General features: G+C 61.3%; 21 protein-coding genes. 1 reads left to right on the top strand and 20 read right to left on the bottom strand.

What is annotated here, in order from left to right; genetic code table 11:
- Positions 1-2 precede the first annotated feature (2 nt).
- The 14 genes from DBO86_RS25670 to trmJ form a co-directional block, all read right to left on the bottom strand.
- Complete coding sequence (locus tag DBO86_RS25670) at positions 3-1,010, bottom strand: RodZ domain-containing protein (RefSeq protein ID WP_108235242.1); 1,008 nt, start codon at positions 1,008-1,010, stop codon at positions 3-5.
- Positions 1,007-1,768, bottom strand: a complete 762-nt coding sequence (pilW, locus tag DBO86_RS25665; protein WP_108235255.1) for a type IV pilus biogenesis/stability protein PilW — start codon at positions 1,766-1,768, stop codon at positions 1,007-1,009. The genes DBO86_RS25670 and pilW overlap by 4 nt, the downstream gene beginning before the upstream one ends.
- A gap of 13 nt (positions 1,769-1,781) precedes the next feature.
- Positions 1,782-2,930, bottom strand: a complete 1,149-nt coding sequence (rlmN, locus tag DBO86_RS25660) for a dual-specificity RNA methyltransferase RlmN (RefSeq protein ID WP_108235241.1) — start codon at positions 2,928-2,930, stop codon at positions 1,782-1,784.
- Positions 2,931-2,956: 26 nt separating this feature from the next.
- Positions 2,957-3,388, bottom strand: coding sequence for a nucleoside-diphosphate kinase (gene ndk, locus DBO86_RS25655; protein WP_074860801.1), 432 nt, complete (start codon positions 3,386-3,388; stop codon positions 2,957-2,959).
- Positions 3,389-3,489: 101 nt separating this feature from the next.
- Positions 3,490-3,690, bottom strand: coding sequence for a Fe-S cluster assembly protein IscX (gene iscX / locus DBO86_RS25650; protein WP_108235254.1), 201 nt, complete (start codon positions 3,688-3,690; stop codon positions 3,490-3,492).
- Between the two features lie 106 nt (positions 3,691-3,796).
- Positions 3,797-4,138 carry an ISC system 2Fe-2S type ferredoxin gene (gene fdx / locus DBO86_RS25645; protein WP_041979643.1) on the bottom strand — a complete coding sequence of 114 codons (342 nt, stop codon included), beginning with the start codon at positions 4,136-4,138 and terminating at the stop codon, positions 3,797-3,799.
- 4 nt (positions 4,139-4,142) lie between these two features.
- A complete protein-coding gene (gene hscA / locus DBO86_RS25640) occupies positions 4,143-6,008 on the bottom strand; it encodes a Fe-S protein assembly chaperone HscA (protein ID WP_108235253.1) in 1,866 nt (621 codons plus the stop codon).
- 45 nt (positions 6,009-6,053) lie between these two features.
- Positions 6,054-6,575 carry a co-chaperone HscB gene (gene hscB / locus DBO86_RS25635; protein WP_108235240.1) on the bottom strand — a complete coding sequence of 174 codons (522 nt, stop codon included), beginning with the start codon at positions 6,573-6,575 and terminating at the stop codon, positions 6,054-6,056.
- An 8-nt stretch (positions 6,576-6,583) separates the two neighbouring features.
- Positions 6,584-6,907, bottom strand: a complete 324-nt coding sequence (iscA, locus tag DBO86_RS25630; protein WP_003246232.1) for an iron-sulfur cluster assembly protein IscA — start codon at positions 6,905-6,907, stop codon at positions 6,584-6,586.
- Positions 6,908-6,920: 13 nt separating this feature from the next.
- Positions 6,921-7,307, bottom strand: a complete 387-nt coding sequence (iscU, locus tag DBO86_RS25625) for a Fe-S cluster assembly scaffold IscU (protein WP_003246233.1) — start codon at positions 7,305-7,307, stop codon at positions 6,921-6,923.
- Between the two features lie 43 nt (positions 7,308-7,350).
- Positions 7,351-8,565 carry an IscS subfamily cysteine desulfurase gene (locus DBO86_RS25620; RefSeq protein ID WP_108235239.1) on the bottom strand — a complete coding sequence of 405 codons (1,215 nt, stop codon included), beginning with the start codon at positions 8,563-8,565 and terminating at the stop codon, positions 7,351-7,353.
- A 29-nt stretch (positions 8,566-8,594) separates the two neighbouring features.
- Positions 8,595-9,086 carry a Fe-S cluster assembly transcriptional regulator IscR gene (gene iscR / locus DBO86_RS25615; protein ID WP_108235238.1) on the bottom strand — a complete coding sequence of 164 codons (492 nt, stop codon included), beginning with the start codon at positions 9,084-9,086 and terminating at the stop codon, positions 8,595-8,597.
- A 136-nt stretch (positions 9,087-9,222) separates the two neighbouring features.
- Positions 9,223-10,008 (bottom strand): serine O-acetyltransferase, encoded by a 786-nt coding sequence (gene cysE, locus DBO86_RS25610; protein ID WP_104727178.1) that lies wholly within the window; start codon positions 10,006-10,008, stop codon positions 9,223-9,225.
- Positions 10,001-10,789: a tRNA (cytosine(32)/uridine(32)-2'-O)-methyltransferase TrmJ gene (gene trmJ / locus DBO86_RS25605; RefSeq protein ID WP_108235237.1), complete on the bottom strand. Its 789-nt coding sequence runs from the start codon at positions 10,787-10,789 to the stop codon at positions 10,001-10,003. Before trmJ ends, cysE begins: the two co-directional genes overlap by 8 nt.
- Positions 10,790-10,925: 136 nt before the next feature.
- Between trmJ and suhB the strand changes: the two genes are divergently transcribed.
- Positions 10,926-11,741 (top strand): type III secretion system regulator SuhB, encoded by an 816-nt coding sequence (suhB, locus tag DBO86_RS25600; RefSeq protein WP_108235236.1) that lies wholly within the window; start codon positions 10,926-10,928, stop codon positions 11,739-11,741.
- Positions 11,742-11,966: 225 nt separating this feature from the next.
- Here the strand turns inward: suhB and DBO86_RS25595 are convergent, their stop codons facing one another.
- The 6 genes from DBO86_RS25595 to queA form a co-directional block, all read right to left on the bottom strand.
- Positions 11,967-12,509, bottom strand: coding sequence for a glycine zipper 2TM domain-containing protein (locus tag DBO86_RS25595; protein WP_108235235.1), 543 nt, complete (start codon positions 12,507-12,509; stop codon positions 11,967-11,969).
- A gap of 117 nt (positions 12,510-12,626) precedes the next feature.
- On the bottom strand, positions 12,627-13,544 hold the full coding sequence (gene secF, locus DBO86_RS25590) for a protein translocase subunit SecF (RefSeq protein WP_104727180.1): 918 nt from the start codon (positions 13,542-13,544) through the stop codon (positions 12,627-12,629).
- Positions 13,545-13,553: 9 nt separating this feature from the next.
- The gene (gene secD, locus DBO86_RS25585) at positions 13,554-15,422 is read right to left on the bottom strand and encodes a protein translocase subunit SecD (protein ID WP_108235234.1); all 1,869 of its coding nucleotides are present in this window, start codon (positions 15,420-15,422) and stop codon (positions 13,554-13,556) included.
- A gap of 211 nt (positions 15,423-15,633) precedes the next feature.
- Positions 15,634-15,963, bottom strand: coding sequence for a preprotein translocase subunit YajC (yajC, locus tag DBO86_RS25575; RefSeq protein WP_003459673.1), 330 nt, complete (start codon positions 15,961-15,963; stop codon positions 15,634-15,636).
- Between the two features lie 40 nt (positions 15,964-16,003).
- On the bottom strand, positions 16,004-17,119 hold the full coding sequence (gene tgt / locus DBO86_RS25570) for a tRNA guanosine(34) transglycosylase Tgt (RefSeq protein ID WP_088339319.1): 1,116 nt from the start codon (positions 17,117-17,119) through the stop codon (positions 16,004-16,006).
- Between the two features lie 20 nt (positions 17,120-17,139).
- A complete protein-coding gene (queA, locus tag DBO86_RS25565; protein ID WP_074859261.1) occupies positions 17,140-18,183 on the bottom strand; it encodes a tRNA preQ1(34) S-adenosylmethionine ribosyltransferase-isomerase QueA in 1,044 nt (347 codons plus the stop codon).
- Positions 18,184-18,190: the final 7 nt, after the last annotated feature.

Below are 18,190 nucleotides of genomic sequence, written 5' to 3'. Positions count from 1 at the left end.
CTTTACAACCCCAGTGTCAGGCGCGCGGTTTCGCCAGAGATATGCGGTGTGACGTCAACGCTTTCGCCGTTGTAAGTCACCTGTGCGCCCCGGGCGAAGCCCAGATGTAGCTTTATCGGCGCCTTGCCAGTCAGTTCGATACGCTCACCACTGCGCTTGAGCGCGCTGAGCAGCACCTTGCCATCGGCATCGGTCACCTGCGTCCAGCAATCGGCGGTGAACTGCACATTGACTACGCCCTGCCCGGCGGCCACGACAGGCGCAGGCGATGGTGCCGGCACAGTGGCTGCAGGCGCTGGAGCTTGCGCAGCAACAGGTTCCACTGCGACCGCTGCCGGCGCTGCATTTGCAACCTCGACAATGGGCGCTGCTGCGCTTTCAGGCGCGACCTCGGCAGCCGGCTGCTCGGCAGCGTCAGCATCTTCCGGAGCCTGTCCCGGCTCGACCGGCAACAGCAGCGGGCTGCTTGGCTCACGACCCTGCACATCGACAACTGCCTGATCTACAGGCTCGGCCAACGAGTGCACCTGGGTCGTACCGTCGGCACCCTCCACCTCTACATGCTCAAGCCCCAGATCGGCCAGGCTGGCAACCGGGCGGCCCTGATCCTGCCACCAGAAGAAACCGCCACCAATCAACGCCAGCAGCAACAAAAAGCTGACCAGACGCAGGATGCTCTGCGAATAGCGCACCGGTTCCTCGATACGGCCCAGCGCATGCACACTGCTGCCGGTGGCGTCGGTGCCGGTGAACTGATCGAACTCCATCACCAGGCGGTTCTGGTCCAGCTCGAGCAGCTTGGCGTAGGCGCGAATGTAGCCACGGGCAAAGGTGGTGCCCGGCAGCTTGTCGAAAGCGCCGTCCTCGAGTTGGGTAAGGCGCTGCGGAGTGAGATTGAGCTGCGCCGCCACTTCGGCGACGCTCCAACCCTTGAGTTCGCGGGCCTGGCGCAGGCTCTCGCCCGGATTGCTCGACACCGGCTGAGTCACTTCGCTATGAGCTGCGTTCATTGTTGCCCCGAAACATATTGCTGATATTCCTGAGAAGCCGGATACAGGCGGCGTAGTTGCAGGCCCAGACTGGCAGCCCGGTCACGGTCCTCGAACACTTCGGCCAGGCGTGCACCGAGCAACAGGCTACGCGCGTTCTGCGGCGCCATTTCGCTGTAACTGTCGTAGTAACGACGGGCCGGTACGTATTCCTTGTCCTCGTAGGACATGACGGCCATTTCCAGCAACGCGCGCGGTTGGCGACTGCTCAGGCGCAGGGCACGCTGAAAGTATTGCTTGGCCTGCTCGCGCTGGTTCAGTTGCAGGGCCGTAAGCCCCAGGTTCTCGAACACCCGGGAGCGCTCCGGGTAGAGATTGTCTTCTGCGGCCTTGAGGTAGGTGTTCATGGCGTCCTGATAACGCTGCTGCTCGAACAGGAAACCACCGTAGTTATTCAGCAGACGCGCGTCGTTCGGGCGCTGCGACAGCGCCTTGCGAAAATGCTCATCAGCCAGCTTCGACTCCATCTCCAGTTGGAACGCCATGGCCAGTGCCGCATGGGCATCGGCGTTCGAGGAGTCCAGCTCCAGCGCATTCCTCAGCGGCACCTTGGCACGCTGGGTATCGCCCTGCTGGATGTAGGCGATGCCGAGTTGCACATAGGCATCGCGTGCTTCGTCACGCCCTTTCGCCGTACGCATGGGGTCGACATCGCCCGTGGTCACGCAACCACCGAGCAAACTGGCAACGAGCAATAGCAGCGTAGGGCGCAAGGTCATGGAGATCCTCTCTTCAATTTCGATTGGCGGCAGCATGAGGCTCTTGCGCCTCGTTGCCCAGCTGGCGCACGGCGATGTAACGCTCGCTGCGCCGAGTACGATCCATGACCTGGCCAACCAGCTGGCCGCACGCCGCATCGATATCATCACCGCGCGTGGTGCGCACCGTGACGTTGTGCCCAGCCTTGTGCAACAGGTCCTGGAAGCGGCGAATGGCGTTATTGCTCGGCCGCTCGTACCCCGAGAAGGGGAAGGGATTAAACGGAATCAGGTTGATCTTGCAAGGCACATCGGCCAGAAGTGCGACCATCTGCTCAGCGTGCTCGGGCTGATCGTTGACACCTTTGAGCAGGGTGTACTCGATGGTCAGCACGCGTTTCTCGCCGAGCTTGGCGATATAGCGCTTGCAGGCCGCCAGCAACATGTCCAGGGGATACTTCTTGTTGATCGGCACCAACTGGTTGCGCAGCTCGTCGTTGGGTGCGTGCAGCGACAATGCCAGGGACACGTCGATGACTTCGGCCAGCTTGTCGATCATCGGCACCACGCCGGAGGTGGACAGGGTCACCTTGCGCTTGGAAATGCCGTAGCCGAGGTCATCCATCATGATCTGCATGGCGGAGACGACGTTATCGAAGTTCAGCAGCGGCTCACCCATGCCCATCATCACCACGTTGGTGATGGCACGGTCGATCTTCGCCGGCACGCTGCCGAAGGATTTGTTGGCGATCCACACCTGGCCGATGATCTCGGCGCTGGTCAGATCGCTGTTGAAGCCTTGCTTGCCGGTGGAGCAGAAACTACAGTCCAGGGCACAACCGGCCTGCGACGACACACACAAGGTGCCGCGGCCGTTCTGCGGGATATACACGGTTTCCACGCAGCTACCCGACGCCACACGCACCACCCACTTGCGCGTGCCATCGGCGGAAATATTTTCGCTGACCACTTCCGGGCCGCGAATCTCGGCAGAGGCCTCGAGCTTTTCGCGCAAGGCCTTGCCGACATTGGTCATGGCGGCGAAATCATCGACGCCAAAGTGGTGAATCCACTTCATTACCTGGCCGGCACGGAAGCGCTTCTCGCCAATGGACTCGAAGAACTGTTCCATTTCCGGCCGGGTCAGGCCCAGCAGGTTGATCTTGCCGGTGGTATTGGTCATGGCTTCACCCTCGCTTCATTCGCCAATCAGCGAATGCGTGCGCACAGCTCGGTAGCGGAGAAGAAGTACGCGATCTCGCGAGCAGCGGAAGCTTCGGAATCCGAACCGTGAACGGCGTTTTCGTCGATGGAAACGGCGAAATCGGCACGGATGGTGCCCGGAGCAGCTTCTTTCGGGTTGGTGGCACCCATCAGCTCGCGGTTCTTGGCAACGGCGTTCTCGCCTTCCAGAACCTGAACAATGACCGGGCCGGAGGTCATGAAAGCAACCAGATCCTTGAAGAAGCCGCGCTCGCTGTGCTCAGCGTAGAAACCGGCGGCTTCGCGCTCGGACAGTTGCACCATCTTCGAAGCCACGACGCGCAGGCCGGCCTTTTCGAAACGGGTGGTGATCTCACCGATGACGTTCTTGGCAACGGCGTCAGGCTTGATGATGGAGAAAGTACGTTGAACAGCCATGTGAAGCTCCAGAAACTTTAGGGTTAAAGCGAAAAATTAAACCCGCGAATTATACGCGGGTTCCGGTTAAAAGCGTAGGCCAGGCGCCGTAAGCGCCTGTTTCAGTCGAGCTCTTCGATCCAGGCGGCCTGGATCGCCTCCAGCACCTTCTCGCCCCCGCGCTGCGGGTCATCGGAGAACTGCGGCAACTCCACGACCCAGCGGTGCAGATCGACGAAGTTGACGTAGCGCGGATCGACATCCGGCTTCTGCTCACTCAGTTCGATGGCGATATCCAGTACATCGACCCATTTCAGACTCATGATCATGCTTCCCGCTTAACGTGAAAGTCGCGTAGCGACAACTTCCCCTGAGCCCTTCTCCCCTTGGGAGAAGGTGGCGCGAAGCGCCGGATGAGGGAGTTGCCTGTCAGTGCGGCGCTTCGGCCGCGTGATTGAGCGAATACTTGGGAATCTCGATGGTGAGGTCTTCCTCACCGACAATGGCCTGACAGGCCAGGCGCGACTGCGCCTCGAGCCCCCAGGCCTTGTCCAGATAGTCCTCTTCCAGCTCGTCCGCCTCGTTCAGCGAGTCGAAGCCCTCGCGCACGATGCAGTGACAGGTGGTACAGGCGCAGACGCCGCCACAGGCGCTTTCCATCTCGATATGGTGCTCATGCGCCAACTCGAGAATGGAAATGCCGGGCTCGGCCTCGACCACCAGGCCATCCGGGCAGAAGCGCTCGTGAGGCAGAAAAATTACCTGCGGCATCAAATTATTCCTCGATCTCGTTGAGATTGCGCCCGGCCAGCGCGGCCTTGACCGTCGAGTCCAGGCGCCTGGCCGCGAATGCGTCGGTCACCTGCGACAGGCGCTTGGTCTGCCGCTCGATGGCCAGGCCATCGTTGCCGGCCAGCAGCTCGCGCAGCTCCTGCACCTGCAGTTCGATGATGGCGCGCTCCTCGGCATCCAGCAGGCGCTCGCCATCGACCTCCAGCGCGCCTTCGACCGCCTCGATCAGACGCTGCGCATCGACCTGCTGCTCGCGCAACACGCGCGCAGCCTTGTCGTCGCCGGCGTTCTGGAAGGAGTCCTGCAGCATGCGCGCGATCTCGCCATCAGTCAGACCATAGGACGGCTTGACCTGGACGCTCGACTCGATGCCGGAGCTCAATTCCCGCGCCGCGACACTGAGCAGGCCATCGGCATCGACCTGGAAGGTCACGCGAATCTTCGCTGCACCCGCGACCATCGGCGGAATGCCGCGCAGCTCGAAGCGCGCCAGCGAACGGCAGCCGGCGATCAGTTCGCGCTCGCCCTGCAGCACATGAATCATCATGGCCGTCTGGCCATCCTTGTAGGTGGTGAATTCCTGCGCACGCGCCACCGGGATGGTGGTATTGCGCGGAATCACCTTTTCCATCAGCCCGCCCATGGTTTCCAGGCCGAGCGACAGTGGAATCACATCCAGCAGCAGCAACTCCTCGCCATCACCACGCTGATTACCCGCCAGGGCATCGGCCTGGATTGCCGCACCGATGGCCACCACCTGATCAGGATCGATATTGGTCAGCGGCGCACGTCCGAACAGCTCGCCTACCGCCTCGCGCACACGCGGCACGCGGGTAGAGCCACCCACCATGACCACCGCGCTGACCTCTTCCAACTCGACGCCGGAATCGCGCACGGCGCGGCGACAAGCCTTGAGGCTGCGCGCCACCATCGGCTCGATCAGCGCCTCGAACTGCTCACGCGACAACACACCCTGCCAGCCACCATAACTCAGCTCGACGCTATCGACATTCGTCAGGCCTTCCTTCGCTGCGCAGGCCGCCTGCAGCAGGCTGCGCTGCGCAGCCGGATCGAGATCACTGGAAATCCCGGCCTGCTGGATGATCCAGTCGGCAATGGCATGATCGAAGTCGTCGCCACCCAGAGCGCTGTCGCCACCGGTGGCCAGCACCTCGAACACACCGCCGGTCAGGCGCAGGATGGAGATGTCGAACGTACCGCCGCCCAGGTCATAGATGGCGACCACGCCCTCGGCTTTCTGATCCAGCCCATAGGCGACAGCTGCGGCGGTCGGCTCGTTGAGCAGGCGCAGCACGGTCAAACCCGCCAGACGCGCGGCATCCTTGGTGGCCTGACGCTGCGCGTCATCGAAGTAGGCCGGCACGGTAATCACCGCGCCCACCAGCTCGCCGCCAAGGGTTTGCTCGGCACGCAAACGCAGAGCCTTGAGAATTTCGGCGGACACCTCGACCGGACTCTTCGCCCCCTGCACCGTTTCGATGAAGGGCATGTGCGACTCGCCCGCCACGAAGCGATAGGGCAATTGCTCGCCAAGCTGATGCACATCGGCGATACCGCGCCCCATCAGACGCTTGACCGACAACACGGTGTTCAATGGATCACTGGCAGCAGCAGCCTTGGCCGACTCGCCGACCTCGATGCTGGCGGCGTGATAACGCACCGCCGAAGGCAGGATGACCTTGCCGGCAGCATCGGCCAGAGGCTCGGCCAGACCACTGCGCACGGCAGCGACCAGTGAATTGGTGGTGCCCAGGTCAATACCCACTGCCAGCCGACGCTGGTGCGGTTGCGGACTCTGTCCTGGCTCGGCGATCTGCAATAAGGCCATGGTCTTCTTGAAATCATCAGGCAGGCTGCCGAGGCAACCCACAGGTTAATCGTCGAGGCGCTCTTCTAGTTGGCGCACTTCATGGGAGAGCTTGTCGAGAAACTGCATCCGCCGCATCAGGCGCTCAGCCTCTTCGCGACGAGCATCGTCGTCCCAGCATGCCGCGAAGCGCTCATTGAGCGCCTCCTGAGCGGTCTTCAGGCGACGCTTGAAGGCCGCGACACCGGCCAGGTCGGCGTCGTCCTGCAGCTCTTCCAGCTCTTCGCGCAGCTGCATCTGCTGCAGGAGAAAATCCGGATCCTGCACCGTCACTTCCAGCGGAAGCTCCGGCCCGCGCATGGCCAGCAGGTAACGGGCACGCTGCGATGGCGTTTTCAGAATCTGATACGCCTCGTTGAGACAGGCCGAGCGCTCCAGCGCCAGGCGCCGCTCACGCTCGCCGGCATCGGCGAAACGGTCAGGATGAACCTGACGCGCCAGCTCGCGGTAACGCGCAGCCAGTTGATCCAGATCCAGACGAAAGCTCGGCTGCAGGTCGAACAGAGCGAAATGGCAGGGATTACCCATTCAGGGCCTCAGACATTGAAGCTTTCGCCGCAACCGCATTCGCCGCGCACGTTGGGGTTGTTGAACTTGAAGCCCTCGTTGAGGCCTTCTTTGACGAAGTCCAACTCGGTGCCATCGAGATAGACCAGGCTCTTGGGATCGATGATCACCTTGACGCCATGGCTTTCGAATACCTGATCCTCGGCCGCCAGTTCATCAACGAACTCGAGCACATAGGCAAGGCCGGAACAACCGGTAGTACGCACACCGAGGCGAATACCCTCGCCCTTGCCGCGCCCCTCGAGGGAGCGCTGCACATGACGAGCGGCTGCTTCAGACATGGTGATGGCCATTACAAACCTCGTATCAGAGCAAGCCTTTCTTCTGCTTGTAGTCGCGCACGGCGGCCTTGATGGCGTCTTCGGCGAGCACGGAGCAGTGAATTTTCACCGGTGGCAGTGCCAGTTCTTCGGCGAGCTGGGTGTTCTTGATGCTCTCGGCTTCATCCAGGGTCTTGCCCTTCATCCACTCGGTGGCGAGGGAGCTGGAGGCAATCGCCGAACCACAGCCATAGGTCTTGAACTTGGCGTCTTCGATCACGCCGCTTTCGTTGACCTTGATCTGCAGACGCATGACGTCGCCGCAGGCCGGCGCGCCGACCATACCGGTTCCAACATCGGGATCTTCGGCGTTCAGCTTGCCGACGTTGCGCGGATTTTCGTAGTGGTCGATGACCTTGTCACTGTAAGCCATGCTGTACTTCCTCTCTCATCAGGTGCCGCTCTTCAGGCAGCTATCAGTGTGCTGCCCATTCCACGGAGGAAAGGTCGACACCTTCTTTGAACATATCCCACAGGGGCGACAGTTCGCGCAGCTTATCCACAGCCTCACGAACCTTGGCGGCAGCGTAGTCGACCTCTTCTTCAGTGGTGAAACGACCGAAGGTGAAGCGAATCGAGCTGTGCGCCAGCTCGTCGTTGCGGCCCAGGGCACGCAGCACGTAGGACGGCTCCAGGGAAGCCGAAGTGCACGCCGAACCGGACGATACGGCGAGGTCCTTGAGCGCCATGATCAGCGACTCACCCTCGACGTAGTTGAAACTCAGGTTGAGGTTGTGCGGCACACGAGCAGTCAGGCTGCCGTTGACGTACAGCTCTTCCATGCCTTCGAGCTGGCGGTAGAAGCGATCACGCAGGGCGGTAATGCGCTGATTCTCAGCAGCCATCTCTTCCTTGGCGATGCGGAAGGCTTCGCCCATGCCGACGCACTGGTGAGTGGCCAGGGTGCCGGAGCGCATGCCACGCTCATGGCCGCCACCGTGGGTCTGCGCTTCCAGACGCACACGCGGCTTGCGGCGTACGTACAGGGCACCGACACCCTTGGGGCCGTAGGTCTTGTGCGCCGAGAAGGACATCAGATCGACCTTCATCTTCTCCAGGTCGATCTCCACCTTGCCGGTGGACTGCGCGGCATCGACATGCAGCAGCACGCCACGGGAGCGGGTCAGCTCGCCAATGGCGGCGATGTCGTTGATGGTGCCGATTTCATTATTGACGTGCATAACCGACACCAGCACGGTGTCTTCACGCAGCGCAGCCTCGATCATGGCCGGGGTGATCAGGCCATCTTCGCCTGGCTCCAGATAAGTCACCTCGAAGCCTTCGCGTTCGAGCTGGCGGGTCGTATCCAACACCGCCTTGTGCTCGATCTTCGAGGTGATGATGTGCTTGCCCTTGCTGGCGTAGAAGTGCGCCACGCCTTTGATCGCCAGGTTGTTGGACTCGGTTGCACCGCTGGTCCAGACGATTTCGCGCGGGTCGGCATTGACCAGTTCGGCGACCTGACGGCGGGCATTTTCCACCGCTTCTTCAGCCTTCCAGCCAAACACATGCGAGCGCGAAGCCGGGTTGCCGAAGTTACCATCGACCAGCAGGCACTCGCTCATTTTCTGCGCCACACGCGGATCGACCGGCGTGGTAGCGGAATAATCGAGGTAAATAGGCAATTTCATCAGACTTCTCCTATCGGCAAGCGCACCGTTCATTCGACGGCGGACGCTTCAATCTTATCCAGGCGTGGCGCCTTGCCAGAGCAGCGACGCTGATCCTGACGCAAGGCCACTTCCTGCACCTCGTGGCGCGCGACCAGGTCGGCCAGGCTGATGCCACTGAGGAATTCATGAATCTGCTGGCTGAGGTCACACCAAAGGTGGTGGGTCAGACAGGTGTCACCGGCATGGCAATCACCCTGCCCCTGGCAACGCGTGGCATCCACCGACTCGTTGACCGCATCGATCACCTGAGCCACCTTAATGCCGCGCATGTCGCGTGACAGCTGATAACCGCCGCCCGGCCCGCGCACACTGGAAACCAGGCTGCCACGGCGCAGCTTGGCGAACAGTTGCTCGAGATAAGACAGGGAAATGCCCTGCCGCTCGGAAATATCAGCCAGGGAAACGGGACCGTGCTGCGCGTGCAGCGCCAGATCGAGCATGGCGGTAACGGCGTAACGGCCTTTGGTGGTCAGTCGCATGGCTCTACCACGAATCACTGAAGTGCCATGAAGTATGCGATTCCCGAGTATTTAAGTCAACTATAAGACCTATTGATTTACTCAGGCTTGAGCACAAAAGGAGGCAGCATCATAGCAAAGCCCGCCTCCCGCCGCATCAGGCAGCCGGCTTGTCGCCCTGCTGTTGATCCTTGCACACATCGGCGAAGTCCTCGTCGCGCAAGGTCGGCAGATCCTTGGCGCAATAATCACTGCCGAGCGCCGTCAGCGCCTTGCACATCCCCTCCAGACGACCATCGACCGCATGCAGGTGATCGAGCAACTGACCGATGGCACGGGCAACCGGGTCCGGCATATCCTGACCCACGCCGTAGGCGTCGAAGCCGATCTTCTCAGCCATGGCCTGACGCTTGGCTTCCTGCTCGTCATCAGACTTGACGATGATCTTGCCGGGAATGCCAACTGCCGTCGCCCCGGCCGGCACCGCCTTGGTCACCACCGCGTTGGAGCCGATCTTGGCACCAGCCCCGACAGTGAACGGCCCCAGCACCTTGGCACCAGCCCCCACCACCACCCCATCTTCCAGAGTCGGGTGACGCTTGCCCTTGTTCCAACTGGTGCCACCGAGGGTGACCCCCTGGTAAAGGGTCACGTCGTTACCGATCTCAGCGGTTTCACCAATGACGATGCCCATACCGTGATCGATGAAGAAACGCCGCCCGATCTTCGCCCCCGGATGAATTTCAATACCGGTCATCCAGCGCCCGAAGTTGGAGACCACGCGCGCCAGCCACTTCCAGCCCGAACGCCACAGCGCGTGCGCCACGCGATGCAGCCAGACAGCGTGCAGCCCGGGATAGCAGGTCACCACCTCGAACGCATTGCGCGCCGCCGGATCACGGTGAAAAACGCTCTGGATATCTTCTCGCATGCGCTCAAACATCAGACTTCCCCTGCTTGTGAGACTCTCCACGCACGGCCTTCTCCGTCTCGGTCAGGATGCCGCGCAGGATATTCATTTCCAACTTGCTCACCGCACTGCGCCCATACAGTCGGCGCAGACGCGTCATCAGGTGCCGCGGCTTCTGGGGATCGAGAAAACCGATCATCACCAGCACGCGCCGCAGATGACCGTAGAAGGACTCCAGCTCGTCCGCGGTCGCCGCCTGAGCATTGAGCATCGCCGTCGACTCCAGCTTCTCTACCTTGGTCGGCAGACTCGAGGCCGTCAGCCAGGCCATGCGCACTTCATAGGCCAGCACCTGCACCGCCGCCGCCAGATTCAGCGAACTGAATTCCGGGTTGGACGGGATATGCACGTGGTACTGACATCGCTGCAACTCTTCGTTGGTCAGGCCGGCATATTCACGACCGAACACCAACGCCACCTCACCACCTGCAGCAGCCTGCTCACAGCTGGCCACAGCGCATTCGCGCGGATCGAGCAGCGGCCAGGGGATGCGTCGATCGCGCGCACTGGTGCCGACCACCAGGGTGCAGCCCACCAGCGCTTCCTCCAGGCTATCGACAACCTGCGCGGCATCCAGCACATCGGTCGCACCGGACGCGCGCGCGACAGCCTCGCCACTGGGGAAATCTTCGGGAGCCACCAATACCAGGCGCGACAGACCCATGTTTTTCATCGCCCGCGCGGCACCGCCGATATTGCCCGGATGACTGGTACCCACCAGAACGACGCGAATTTTGTCCAGCAACGCCGACACTCTCAGAAACGATTAGGGGGCAACGATCTTACCCAAGGCCTGGCGTGATTGCCATGCGAGGTACAGACGGCGCTTCATCAATAACGGTTTTCTGCTAACATGGCCGGCTTTCTTTAACGCCCCAGGTGAACCTCCCATGCAGCCCATGCTGAATATCGCCCTGCGCGCCGCTCGCAGCGCCGGTGAAATGATCTTTCGCTCCATCGAGCGCCTGGATGTCATCTCGGTCGACGAGAAGGATGCCAAGGATTACGTCACCGAGGTCGACAAGGCCGCGGAGCTGATGATCGTCCAGGCCATCCGCAAGGCCTACCCGACCCACAGCTTCCTGGGTGAAGAAGGCGGCGTACTGGAAGGCAGCGGCGAAGGCGCCGATTATCAGTGGATCATCGACCCGCTGGACGGCACCACCAACTTCGTTCGCGGCGTACCGCACTTCGCCATCAGCATCGCCTGCAAACACCGCGGCCGCCTCGAGCACGCCATCGTTCTCGACCCGGTGCGCCAGGAAGAATTCACCGCCAGCCGCGGCCGTGGCGCCGCCCTCAACGGTCGCCGCCTGCGCGTCAGCAACCGCAAGAGCCTGGATGGCGCGCTGCTGGGTACCGGCTTCCCGTTCCGCAACGAGCAGCTGGACAACCTCGAGAACTACCTGAGTATGTTCCGTAGCCTGGTCGGCCAGACCGCCGGCGTACGCCGTGCCGGTGCCGCCAGCCTGGATCTGGCTTATGTCGCAGCCGGCCGCTACGACGCCTTCTGGGAATTCGGCTTGTCCGAGTGGGACATGGCAGCCGGCGCCCTGCTGATCCAGGAAGCAGGCGGCCTGGTCAGCGACTTCACTGGTGGCCACGAATTCCTTGAGAAAGGCCAGATCGTTGCCGGCAACACCAAGTGCTTCAAGGCCGTGCTGACCGCGATCCAGCCACATCTGGCACCCTCGATGAAACGCTGAGCTTCTGTCGAGCAATAAAAAAACGCCCCGAGGGATAATGCTGATCAGATAAGTTCGTCACCACCCCCTCCTACTTGCAGTAGAGGGGGCGCTTTTCGTAGGAGCCAGCTTGCTGGCGATGCTTTTTATGGCGGATCGCCGGCAAGCCGGCTCCTACAAAGATCGAGTGCAACGGCTTAACTGACTGACATTACCCCGAGGGGCGTTTTTTATTGCTCCAGATTCTTACTGGGCCTGCTGCACCAGCACCAGCTCACCTTGCTTGTTGACCGGAATACGGCTGCCCGGATCACGATCCATGCGTACGGTACCAACCTTCTCGCCCAGCTGATACTTCACGTCATAGCCCACTAGCTTCTCGCTGGTATCGGTCACGGTGTCGCAGCGGGTTTCGGTTGTGGTGTAGGTGTCACGCTGCTGCATGCCTTCCTGAATCTTGTTGCCGGCATAACCGCCGCCAACTGCACCGGCTACTGTAGCGATCTTCTTGCCAGTGCCGCCACCTACCTGATTACCCAGCAGACCACCGGCGATGGCGCCGATGGCCGTGCCGGCAATCTGGTGCTGATCCTGCACCGGACGCTGGCGGGTGACGGTGACATCCTGGCAGACCTCACGCGGCGTTTTAACGGTTTCGTTGATCGGCGTTACCGCCAGCACCTCGGCATAATCCGGCCCGCGATCAACCAGACTATAGGTGGCGACGGCCCCACCCGCGGTCACACCCACAGCACCCAGTACGGCACCTACCAACATTGATTTATTCATTTTTGTGTCTCCTAGGCTCGGCGACTCGCGCCCTTCTCTATGCCTGGGACAGCAAAAAGCCGCGACAAGTTCGACTTGCCGCGGCTTTCGCTGACTTTCATGAAGCGCGTCACACCATCACGGACGACCGTCGTCTGCCTCAGCCTCGGCCACTGGCGGAATCAGATCCTCCACACTGAGCTTCAGCCATACCAGCACCGTGGCGCCGATGTAGACCGACGAGTAGGTCCCCACCACCACACCGACCAACAGGGTCAGGGCGAAGGCCGCCAGTACGTCACCACCGAAGAACAGCAGTGCCAACAAGGCCAGCGCAGTGGACAGCGAGGTGGCGATGGTACGCAGAAGGGTCTGAGTGATCGAAACGTCGATGTTCTCGATCAGCGAGGTCTTGCGCATTACACGGAAGTTCTCACGAATCCGGTCGTAGATGATGATGGTGTCGTTGAGCGAATAACCGATCATCGCCAGCACCGCCGCCAGCACCGTCAGGTCGAATGGAATCTGGAAGAACGCCAGCACACCCAAGGTGATGATCACGTCGTGCACCAAGGATGCGATGGCACCGACACCAAACTTCCACTGAAAGCGAAACGCCAGGTAGAGCATGATCCCGCCTAACGCCAGGAGCATGGCGATACCGCCCTGGTCACGCAGCTCTTCACCCACCTGCGGGCCGACGAACTCGACGCGCTTGACCTCGAAGCGCGCTGCCTCGTCGACCTTGCGCAGCGCAGCCGCGACCTCATTACCCAGATCAGGGGAATCGCCAGCCAGACGCACCAGTACATCCGTGCTGGCGCCAAAGCTTTGCACCACGGCGTCGGTATAACCGGCCTGGCTCAACTCGGCCTTGATCAGCTCTAGGTTGGCCGGCTGCTCGTACTGCAACTCGATCAGGGTGCCACCGGTGAAATCCAGGCCGAAATTAAGCCCCTTGGTAAACAGCGCGCCGAGACCAATCAGCGTCAGCACGACCGTAATGGAGAAGGCGATATTGCGGACCGCCATGAAACGAATGGTTGACTTGATCATGGCTGCACCTCAGATCCACAGCTTCTTGAAGTTACGGCCACCGAAGATCAGGTTGACCAGACCACGGGTGAACATGATGGCGGTGAACATCGACGTAATGATGCCCAGCGACAGCGTTACCGCGAAGCCCTTCACCGGACCGGTCCCCATGGCGAATAGGATGCCGCCCACCAACAAGGTGGTCAGGTTACTGTCCAGAATCGCCGAATAGGCACGATCGAAGCCCTCGTGCAGGGCACGCTGCACCGGCAGTCCATTGGCCAGCTCCTCGCGTATCCGCGAGAAAATCAGTACGTTGGCGTCTACCGCCATACCCAGGGTCAGCACGATACCGGCGATACCCGGCAGGGTCAGGGTCGCGCCAATGGCAGACATCAGACCGACCAGCAGCACCAGGTTGAACGCCAGGGCAACGGTCGCCAGCACACCGAAGAAGCGATAGATGGCGATGATGAACAGGGACACGAAGATCATCGCCCACTCGGTGGAGGCGATACCTTTGGCAATGTTCTCGGCCCCCAGGCTCGGACCGATGGTGCGTTCTTCAGCGAAGTACATCGGTGCCGCCAGACCACCGGCACGCAGCAGCAGCGCCAGCTCTGACGACTCGCCCTGGCCGTTCAGGCCGGTGATGCGGAACTGGCTGCCCAGTGGTGACTGGATGGTCGCCAGGCTGATGATCTTCTTCTCTTCCACGAAGGAAGAAATGGCAACTTCCTGCTCGACGCCGTCGATAGTCTGACGCACGTAGCGGGTGACCGGCTTCTGCTCGATGAAGATCACCGCCATGCTGCGGCCAACGTTGTTGCGGGTGGCGCGGTTCATCAGCTCGCCGCCGTGACCGTCGAGGCGAATGTTCACCTGCGGGCGACCATTCTCGTCAAAACTGGCCTGGGCGTCGGTCACATGATCGCCAGTGATGATCAGCTCACGCTCCAGCTGTACCGGCGGACGACCTTCCTCACGGAAGCTGAAGGTCTCGGTGGCGCCACGCGGCGCATTGGGGTCGGCCTGCAGACGGAACTCCAGGCTGGCGGTCTTGCCGAGAATACGCTTGGCCTCGGCAGTGTCCTGCACACCCGGCAGCTCCACCACGATACGGTTGGCACCCTGGCGCTGCACCAGCGGCTCGGCCACGCCCAGTTCATTAACGCGATTGCGTACAGTGGTGAGGTTCTGGCGAATGGAGTACTCACGAATCTCGGCGATCTTCGCCTGAGTCAGACCCAGCTGCAGAATATGCTGGCCGCCACGCTCGACAGTGGTCAGTTCGAAATCGCTGTAATCCTTGCGAATCAGGCGCTGCGCCTTGTCCAGCGTGTCGCTGTCGGCAAAGCCGAGCTGAATCCGGCCATTGCTTTCCGGCATGCTGCGGTAGCGAATACGCTCCTTGCGCAGCAGGCTCTTGATCTCACCTTCATAAACCTTGCGGCGCACATCCAGCGCCTTGTCCATGTCGACTTCCAGCAGGAAGTGCACACCACCAGACAGATCCAGGCCGAGCTTCATCGGGCTCGCACCCAGGCTACGCAGCCAGTCGGGGGTGGTTTGCGCCAGGTTCAGCGCCACGACGTAATCATCGCCCAGCGCACGGCGGACGATGTCCTTGGCCGGCAACTGGTCATCCTGCTTGGTCAGACGAATCAGGCCAGCGCGGCCACGCTCGTCGATGGTGGCTGCCTTGACGGCAATACCGGCGTCCTGCAGCGCTTTGCTGGCACGGTCGACATCCGCCTGCTCGATGCTCAGCGCCGAGCTGGCGCCGCTGATCTGTATGGCAGGATCGTCTGGATAAAGGTTGGGAATGGAGTACACCAGGCCGATTGCCAGAACGGACAAAATCAGCAGGTACTTCCACAGAGGGTATTTATTGAGCATGAACGAGCCGCCCGCTTTATGACGCGGGGCGCTAAAGTGCACCTCTAAAAACTACCTGCGTTGCCATCGCTGCGTTAAAAACAGGCTCAAAATGCTCATTTACAACACGTAAATTCCGCTTTTTCGCCTGTTTTTGCCTTGCGCTGGCTGCCTCGCCTACGTTTTTAGAAGTGCCCTAAAGCGCCCCGTCGAATGGAAACTAAGAACCGAATCAGATGGCTTTCAGCGTGCCCTTGGGCAGAGTGGCGGCGATGGCCTGCTTCTGGAATTTCAGTTCGACGCTGTCGGACACTTCGATCACCACGAAATCGTCGGCAACCTTGGACACCTTGCCAGCGATACCGCCGCTGGTGACCACTTCGTCGCCCTTCTGCAGGCTGGCGAGCAGGTTCTTGTGTTCCTTGGCGCGTTTGGCCTGCGGACGCCAGATCATCAGATAGAAGATGACCAGAAAGCCGATCAGGAAAACCCACTCGAAACCGCTGCCGGCAGGGCCAGCAGCCGCGGTGTCAGCGTAAGCGGCGGGGATGAAAAAGCTCATGTATCACTCCTAATGGAAAAGATCTTGAATCGTTCGGGAATCAGTCAAGCGGCGGCACAGGCAGGCCGCGCTTGGCATAGAAGGTTTCGACGAAGGCGGCCAATGTACCCTGTCCGATAGCCTCGCGCAAACCAGCCATAACCCGCTGATAATGCCGCAAGTTATGGATGGTATTGAGCATGCTACCGAGCATTTCGCCGCACTTGTCCAGATGATGCAGATAAGCGCGCGAGAAATGTTTACAGGTGTAACAGTCGCAGGTCGGGTCCAGCGGCGAGTCGTCGTGTTTGTGCACGGCGTTGCGAATCTTCACCACGCCGGTATCGACGAACAGGTGGCCGTTGCGCGCATTGCGCGTCGGCATCACGCAGTCGAACATGTCCACGCCACGGCGCACACCCTCGACCAGGTCTTCCGGCTTGCCTACGCCCATCAGGTAGCGCGGCTTGTCGGCCGGCATGTGCGGCGGCAGAAAATCTAGCACACGGATCATCTCTTCCTTCGGCTCGCCGACCGACAGCCCGCCAATGGCCAGGCCGTCGAAGCCGATTTCGCAAAGCCCTTCGAGCGAGCGCATGCGCAGCTCTTCATGCATGCCACCCTGGACGATACCGAACAGCGCTGCGCTGCTCTCACCGTGTGCGGTCTTCGAGCGCTTGGCCCAACGCAGCGACAGCTCCATGGAACGCTTGGCTACATCGAATTCGGCCGGGTACGGCGTGCATTCATCGAAGATCATCACGATGTCCGAGCCCAGATCACGCTGTACCTGCATCGACTCTTCCGGCCCCATGAACACCTTGGTGCCATCGACCGGCGAGGCGAAGTACACGCCCTCCTCCTTGATCTTGCGCATGGCACCGAGGCTGAACACCTGAAAGCCGCCAGAGTCGGTGAGGATCGGCCCCTGCCACTGCATGAAATCGTGCAGGTCGCCGTGTTTCTTGATCACCTCCATGCCCGGACGCAGCCACAGGTGGAAGGTGTTGCCGAGGATGATCTGCGCGCCAATGGCCTCGATATCACGCGGCAACATGCCCTTGACCGTGCCATAGGTACCCACCGGCATGAACGCCGGGGTTTCCACCACGCCACGCGGAAAGGTCAGGCGACCGCGTCGGGCCTTGCCGTCGGTGGCCAGCAACTCGAAGGACATGCGACAGGTGCGCGACATACTCAAACCTCGGGCCCGCGCGCGGCGGGATTGCGGGTGATGAACATGGCATCACCGTAACTGAAGAAGCGATAACCCTGCGCCACGGCTTCGCGGTAGGCGGCCATGGTTTCGGCATAACCGGCGAAGGCCGACACCAGCATCAGCAGGGTCGACTCGGGCAGGTGGAAATTGGTTACCAGGGCATCGACCACATGAAAGGGACGACCGGGGTAGATAAAGATGTCGGTATCACCGCTGAAGGGCTTCAGCTCACCGTCGCGAGCGGCCGTCTCCAGCGAACGCACGCTGGTGGTACCCACGGCAACCACGCGCCCGCCACGCGCACGACAGGCGGCGACAGCATCGACCACATCCTGGCCGACCTCCAGCCACTCGCTGTGCATGTGGTGATCTTCGATACGCTCGACCCGCACCGGCTGGAAGGTGCCCGCACCGACGTGCAAGGTCACGAATGCGGTTTCCACACCCTTGGCACGGATCGCCGCCAACAGCTCGTCATCGAAGTGCAGACCGGCAGTCGGCGCAGCGACGGCCCCCGCCTTCTGCGCATAGACGGTCTGATAACGCTCACGATCCGCTTCGTCGTCCGGTCTGTCTATATAAGGAGGCAGCGGCATATGGCCGACACGCTCCAGCAGCGGCAGCACCGGCTCGGCAAAACGCAGCTCGAACAGCGCATCGTGGCGCGCGACCATCTCGGCCTCTGCGCCACCGTCGATAAGAATCTGCGACCCCGGCTTGGGCGACTTGCTCGAACGCACATGCGCAAGCACCCGATACTGATCGAGCACACGCTCGACCAACACCTCCAGCTTGCCGCCCGAGGCCTTCTGGCCGAACAGACGCGCCGGGATCACCCGCGTGTCGTTGAACACCATCAGATCACCGGGGCGCAGTTGCTCCAGCACATCGGTGAACTGGCCATGGCGCAGCGCACCCGTTGGCCCGTCGAGCTGCAACAGGCGACTGGCACGACGCTCAGCCAACGGATGACGGGCAATCAGCGATTCGGGAAGGTCGAAGTGAAAATCGGCAACACGCATGATTCGG

The organism is Ectopseudomonas oleovorans (genome assembly GCF_003052605.1).
Lineage (GTDB): Bacteria > Pseudomonadota > Gammaproteobacteria > Pseudomonadales > Pseudomonadaceae > Aquipseudomonas > Aquipseudomonas oleovorans_A.
Note: the sequence above shows the minus strand (reverse complement) of the source record. Positions and strands in the feature narration are given on the sequence as shown.

Excerpts from the sequence above, each read along its gene's own strand:
- DBO86_RS25670 (WP_108235242.1), bottom strand. The coding sequence starts at position 1,010 with ATGAACGCAGCTCATAGCGAAGTGACTCAGCCGGTGTCGAGCAATCCG.
- pilW (WP_108235255.1), bottom strand. The coding sequence starts at position 1,768 with ATGACCTTGCGCCCTACGCTGCTATTGCTCGTTGCCAGTTTGCTCGGT.
- rlmN (WP_108235241.1), bottom strand. The coding sequence starts at position 2,930 with ATGACCAATACCACCGGCAAGATCAACCTGCTGGGCCTGACCCGGCCG.
- ndk (WP_074860801.1), bottom strand. The coding sequence starts at position 3,388 with ATGGCTGTTCAACGTACTTTCTCCATCATCAAGCCTGACGCCGTTGCC.
- iscX (WP_108235254.1), bottom strand. The coding sequence starts at position 3,690 with ATGAGTCTGAAATGGGTCGATGTACTGGATATCGCCATCGAACTGAGT.
- fdx (WP_041979643.1), bottom strand. The coding sequence starts at position 4,138 with ATGCCGCAGGTAATTTTTCTGCCTCACGAGCGCTTCTGCCCGGATGGC.
- hscA (WP_108235253.1), bottom strand. The coding sequence starts at position 6,008 with ATGGCCTTATTGCAGATCGCCGAGCCAGGACAGAGTCCGCAACCGCAC.
- hscB (WP_108235240.1), bottom strand. The coding sequence starts at position 6,575 with ATGGGTAATCCCTGCCATTTCGCTCTGTTCGACCTGCAGCCGAGCTTT.
- iscA (WP_003246232.1), bottom strand. The coding sequence starts at position 6,907 with ATGGCCATCACCATGTCTGAAGCAGCCGCTCGTCATGTGCAGCGCTCC.
- iscU (WP_003246233.1), bottom strand. The coding sequence starts at position 7,307 with ATGGCTTACAGTGACAAGGTCATCGACCACTACGAAAATCCGCGCAAC.
- DBO86_RS25620 (WP_108235239.1), bottom strand. The coding sequence starts at position 8,565 with ATGAAATTGCCTATTTACCTCGATTATTCCGCTACCACGCCGGTCGAT.
- iscR (WP_108235238.1), bottom strand. The coding sequence starts at position 9,086 with ATGCGACTGACCACCAAAGGCCGTTACGCCGTTACCGCCATGCTCGAT.
- cysE (WP_104727178.1), bottom strand. The coding sequence starts at position 10,008 with ATGTTTGAGCGCATGCGAGAAGATATCCAGAGCGTTTTTCACCGTGAT.
- suhB (WP_108235236.1), top strand. The coding sequence starts at position 10,926 with ATGCAGCCCATGCTGAATATCGCCCTGCGCGCCGCTCGCAGCGCCGGT.
- DBO86_RS25595 (WP_108235235.1), bottom strand. The coding sequence starts at position 12,509 with ATGAATAAATCAATGTTGGTAGGTGCCGTACTGGGTGCTGTGGGTGTG.
- secF (WP_104727180.1), bottom strand. The coding sequence starts at position 13,544 with ATGATCAAGTCAACCATTCGTTTCATGGCGGTCCGCAATATCGCCTTC.
- secD (WP_108235234.1), bottom strand. The coding sequence starts at position 15,422 with ATGCTCAATAAATACCCTCTGTGGAAGTACCTGCTGATTTTGTCCGTT.
- yajC (WP_003459673.1), bottom strand. The coding sequence starts at position 15,963 with ATGAGCTTTTTCATCCCCGCCGCTTACGCTGACACCGCGGCTGCTGGC.
- tgt (WP_088339319.1), bottom strand. The coding sequence starts at position 17,119 with ATGTCCTTCGAGTTGCTGGCCACCGACGGCAAGGCCCGACGCGGTCGC.
- queA (WP_074859261.1), bottom strand. The coding sequence starts at position 18,183 with ATGCGTGTTGCCGATTTTCACTTCGACCTTCCCGAATCGCTGATTGCC.